The sequence below is a fragment of the Mycobacterium sp. genome, from assembly GCF_035506235.1.
Taxonomy (GTDB): Bacteria; Actinomycetota; Actinomycetes; order Mycobacteriales; family Mycobacteriaceae; genus Mycobacterium.
In genome coordinates this window covers 1-4,757 of sequence record NZ_DATJPU010000309.1, presented here as the reverse complement: position 1 = coordinate 4,757, position 4,757 = coordinate 1, and the positions used below count along the sequence as shown (strand labels likewise).

Here is a 4,757-nt window from a genome sequence, read left to right as displayed (position 1 = left end):
GTGCCCGAGGAAGATCGGGCGCAGTTCGACGGCTGGACCGAGACGATCGTCGCGGGCAATACGGCGGACGGCGGGATCGGTGCGGCGCTGGAAACCGTTGGCGACGCCGTCGGGTCGATGATGGCATACTTCACCGGGCTCATCGAGCGGCGCCGGAGCGAGCCCGAGGACGACACCATTTCGCACCTGGTCGCCGCCGGGGTGGGCGCGGACGGCGACATCGCGGGCACCCTGTCGGTGCTGGCGTTCACCTTCACGATGGTCACCGGCGGCAACGACACCGTCACCGGAATGCTCGGTGGCTCAATGCCTTTGCTGCACGAGCGCCCCGATCAGCGGCGGCGCTTGGTCGACGACCCGGGGCTGATCCCCGATGCGGTCGAGGAGCTGCTGCGGCTGACGTCGCCGGTGCAGGGGCTGGCGCGCACGACGACCCGTGACGTGGCTCTCCACGACACCACCGTCCCGGCGGGCCGCAAGGTGATGCTGCTGTACGGATCGGCCAACCGGGACGAGCGCCAATACGGGCCGGACGCCGGCGAACTCGACGTGGCCCGGTGCCCCCGCAACATCCTGACGTTCAGCCACGGCGCACACCACTGCCTGGGCGCGGCCGCAGCCCGCATGCAATCCCGGGTGGCGCTGACCGAACTGCTGGCGCGCTGCCCGGATTTCGAGGTCGACGAGTCCGGGATCGTGTGGTCCGGCGGGAGTTATGTGCGACGGCCGCTTTCGGTGCCGATTCGAGTGGGTGCGTGATGCCAACCGGTTGGCTGGCCGAGCGGCGCACCGAAGTGGCCGCCGACCGGATACTCGACGCGGCCGAGCAGTTGTGGACCGAGCGGGACCAGGCGTCGATCGGCATGAGCGAAATCGCCAGGGCCGCAGGGTGTTCCCGCGCTACGCTGTACCGGTACTTCGAGAACCGGGAGGCGCTGCGGACCGGCTACGTGCACCGGGAGACCCGCCGCCTCAGCCGCGCGATCGCCGATGAGATCGACGGCATCGAGGATCCACGCGCACGGCTGGTCGCGAGCATGACCGCCGCGCTGCGGATGGTCCGCGAAAGCCCTTCGTTGTCAGCGTGGTTCGCCGTCAGCCGCCCGCCGATCGGCGGCGAGGTGGCCGGGCATTCGGAGGTGATCACCGCGTTGGCGGCGGCCTTCGTCGGTTCGCTCGGCCCCGAAGACCCCGCCGTCGTGGAGCGCCGGGCGCGCTGGATGGTGCGGGTGCTCACGTCGCTTTTGATGTACCCCGGCGGCGACGAGGCCGACGAGTGGGCGATGATCGAGGAGTTCGTCGTCCCGATCGTGACGCCGGTCGGCGCCCGCGGCTAAGTTTGCCGAGGTCCCTCTAGCGACCGCCCACAACGGTGTGCGCCGGGATCGCCGCTGACACCGCATCCTGCGCGGCGGCTGCGATCCGCGTCCTGGACATGGGCTCCCCATTTCGGCGCCAGTCACGGGAGAGAGATATCGGCTCAGTCGCGCACGCGGGTGAAGCGGTGCAGCAGCCAGGCCAACGGGATCGTCAGCACCATCGTGGCGAGGAACAGGTTGAGCATCGAGCCCGTGTAGACGTGGGCCCGTACGACATACACCATGGCGAACTCCATGGTCATCAGATGGATCAGGAAGATCTCGTAGGAGATCTCTCCCAGCCACACCATCGGCCGGGTGGCCAGCAGCCGCGAATACACCCCCCGGTCGCCCAACGCCAGAGGTGCCACCGCGAGTGTGGCGATCACGGCGTAGAAAACCGTCTTGAATACGGCTTCGCGCAGCGTCGCGGGCGACGTTGTGGGTGCGCCGGCGATCGGCGTGGAGGCGATGAAGTAACAGATGACCGCCAGCGGGATGGCCATGAACGCGTAGCAGCGCACCCCCATCGCCTGGAAAACGGCCAGGGCCATGCCGCCGACGAACCAGGCCAGGTACGTGGGCAACCACAGCCGGGCGCCATCGGGGAACCAGTGATCGGTGTGGACGAGGACCAGCCACGCCGGGCTGATCAGCGCCATCCCCCCGAGGGCGCCGAGGACCAACTTCGGCTGCCACCGCCGCCGCGAAATCAGCACCAGCAGCAGGTATGCCAACAACGGCAGCGTCACGTAGAAGGCCGCCTCGACGGCCAGGCTCCACATCTGGGTGAGGCCCTGGTGCAGGTACTTGCCCAGATAGCCGTTGCAATAGATCTGCGTCAACGTGAGGTTGCGCAACAGCCCCAGCCAGGTGTGGCCGGGGTTGGGTCCGGCCTGGCGGTAGTGGTACAGCACGTAGGCGAACAGCACGGTGATGACGTAGGCGGGCATGATGCGCCGAACCCGGTGCCGCGCATAGCGACTCAGCGACGGCGGCGGGCCGCCAGTGGCGGCCGCTTTCACCCACGGGCGGAACAGCAGGAAGCCCGACAGCACGAAGAAAATCGGAACGCCGACCTCCAGCCTGGCACCGACGAGGCCCCAATAGCCGTGGGTGTACTTGCCCGTGGTGTAGGCCGCGTGGGTGCCGACGACGAGGAGCGCGGCGACGGCCCGGATACCCGTCAGCGATGCGACCCGGTCCACGTGGGAGATCTGCTCGAGCCCGCCCTGGGCGTCCCGCTCCTCGGACAGGGTCATACGGCGTGTTTCCGGCGTGGCTTGGTCTTGCCGGGCGACCGGTCCGGCCGCAGGTCGATCAGCACGCCCGAGATCCGGGTCTGCTCGAGCTTTTTCAGCGTCGCCTTCGGCAGCTTGGCCGGCAACTCCACCAGCGAGAAATCCGGCCCGATGGCGATGTGGCCGAAATCGCTGCGGTGCAACCCTCCTTCGTTGGCGATGGCGCCGACGATCGCGCCGGGACCGATCTTGTGCCGCTTGCCCACCGAGATCCGGTAGGTGGCGAAGTTCCTTGGCGACCTTAGCCTTTCGCGAGGCCTTTCGTGAGGCCCTTCGCGACGCTCCCGTCGTTCGCGCCGTTCGGGCGGCGGTTCGGGGGCCATCAGGAACGCCTCGCCGTCACGCGACTGCACCGCCAGGGCCGCGGCGATGTCGGCCATCGGGACGTCGTGCTCGCGCTCATAGTCCTGAACCAGCTTGCGGAACAGGTCCATCCCCGGGGCGCCGAGCGCGTCCGTGATGGAATCGGCGAACTTCGCCACCCGCTGGGCGTTGACGTCCTCGACGGTGGGCAGCTGCGCCTCGGCGAGCGTCTGGCGCGTCGCCTTCTCGATCGCCTTCAGCAGGTGGCGCTCGCGCGGGGAGACGAACAACACCGCTGCCCCCGACCGTCCGGCCCTGCCGGTGCGCCCGATGCGGTGCACGTAGGACTCGGTGTCGTGCGGGATGTCGTAGTTGAGCACGTGCGAGATGCGGTCGACGTCGAGGCCTCTCGCCGCCACGTCGGTGGCGACCAGGATGTCGATGCCTCCGTCTTTAAGTGCGCTGATGGTCCGCTCTCGTTGCGCCTGCGGGATGTCTCCGTTGATGGCGGCCGCGGAAAACCCGCGGGCCCTGAGCTTTTCGGCAACTTCCTCGGTGGCCTGCTTGGTGCGGACGAAGACGATCATCGCCTCGAACGGCTCCACTTCAAGGATGCGGGTCAGCGCATCCATCTTCCGGGGGCCGGCGACCTGGATGTAGCGCTGCGAAATGTTCTCGGCGGTGGCGGTTTTCGCCTTCGCGGTGATCTCGACCGGGTCGTGTAGGTACTTCTTGGTGAGTTTGCGGATCGCCGGGGGCATGGTCGCCGAGAACAGCGCGACCTGTTTGTATTCCGGGGTATCGGCCAGGATGCGCTCGACGTCCTCGGCGAAGCCCATGGTGAGCATCTCGTCGGCCTCGTCGAGCACCAGGTAGTCGATATGGGACAGGTCCAGCGTCCCCCTCTCGAGGTGGTCGATGACCCGGCCCGGGGTGCCGACCACAACCTGCGCGCCGCGTTTGAGTCCGGCCAGCTGCACGCCGTACGACGAGCCGCCGTAGATCGGCAGCACGTGGATCTGCGGGAGGTGCGCGCCGTAGCGGCTGAACGCCTCGGCCACCTGCAGCGCCAGCTCGCGGGTGGGCGCGAGGACCAGCGCCTGGGTCGCGGTGCTCTTCACATCGATCTTGGACAGGATCGGGATCGCGAACGCCGCCGTCTTGCCCGTGCCCGTCTGGGCCAGTCCAACGACGTCGGAACCGGCCATCAGCGGCGGGATCGTCGCGGCCTGGATAACGGTAGGCGTCTCGTAGCCGACGTCGTCGAGCGCTTTTAGGACCGCAGGGTGTATCTGCAGGTCGGCGAACGTGGTAAGGGAATCGTCGGGAGCGGCCATCGCCCTTGGAGTTTAGTGGTCGGGTAGCGGCCGCGAGCATGCCTGTCGGTAGGGGGAGATGCCGTCCCCAGCCGTCACTCCCGGTGTTAGGGCTGGCCGATCGTTACGACGGGTAAGTCCCCGGGCGGCCGTCAGCGCCGGTTCGGTTCGTGCCGACGCCTACGCCACCCTCGCCTCCGTTGCCGCCCCCGAAGAGGTACACGCCCGGCCCGCCCTGGCCTCCGGGGTTCATTAAGGCGTTATTATTCCCGCCGACACCGCCTGTCCCTCCGAGGTCACCACTGTCGCCGGGGGCACCGTCGCCGCTACCTAGATAGGTGTTGTTGATGGCGCCGCCGCCGCCACCACCACCGATGCCGTTGGTGCCGCCTGTCCCACCGGCGCCGCCGTTGGTCAGGGTGGGATCGGTCACGTTTTGTAATGCGCCGCCGCCAGCGCCGCCGTTACCGCCGGTGCCG

Annotated in this window: 4 protein-coding genes and 1 pseudogene; 2 read left to right on the top strand and 3 right to left on the bottom strand. The window is 68.3% G+C overall.

Features of this window, described 5'->3' with window-relative positions; all coding sequences use genetic code 11:
- Window positions 1-759, top strand: a 759-nt coding sequence (locus tag VMD50_RS28510) for a cytochrome P450 (protein WP_325433118.1), incomplete at its 5' end; no start/stop codon positions are given.
- Window positions 759-1,337, top strand: a complete 579-nt coding sequence (locus VMD50_RS28505; RefSeq protein WP_325433116.1) for a TetR/AcrR family transcriptional regulator — start codon at window positions 759-761, stop codon at window positions 1,335-1,337. The genes VMD50_RS28510 and VMD50_RS28505, both read left to right, overlap by 1 nt.
- Window positions 1,338-1,480: 143 nt before the next feature.
- On the opposite strand, the gene VMD50_RS28500 is transcribed toward VMD50_RS28505, so the two are convergent.
- The 3 genes and pseudogenes from VMD50_RS28500 to VMD50_RS28490 form a co-directional block, all read right to left on the bottom strand.
- Window positions 1,481-2,620, bottom strand: coding sequence for an acyltransferase family protein (locus tag VMD50_RS28500; protein ID WP_325433114.1), 1,140 nt, complete (start codon window positions 2,618-2,620; stop codon window positions 1,481-1,483).
- On the bottom strand, window positions 2,617-4,299 hold the full coding sequence (locus VMD50_RS28495; RefSeq protein WP_325433112.1) for a DEAD/DEAH box helicase: 1,683 nt from the start codon (window positions 4,297-4,299) through the stop codon (window positions 2,617-2,619). The genes VMD50_RS28500 and VMD50_RS28495 overlap by 4 nt, the downstream gene beginning before the upstream one ends.
- A 103-nt stretch (window positions 4,300-4,402) precedes the next feature.
- Window positions 4,403-4,757, bottom strand: a pseudogene (locus VMD50_RS28490) (hypothetical protein); the annotation flags it as partial.

Excerpts from the sequence above, each read along its gene's own strand:
- VMD50_RS28500 (WP_325433114.1), bottom strand. The coding sequence starts at position 2,620 with ATGACCCTGTCCGAGGAGCGGGACGCCCAGGGCGGGCTCGAGCAGATC.
- VMD50_RS28495 (WP_325433112.1), bottom strand. The coding sequence starts at position 4,299 with ATGGCCGCTCCCGACGATTCCCTTACCACGTTCGCCGACCTGCAGATA.
- VMD50_RS28505 (WP_325433116.1), top strand. The coding sequence starts at position 759 with ATGCCAACCGGTTGGCTGGCCGAGCGGCGCACCGAAGTGGCCGCCGAC.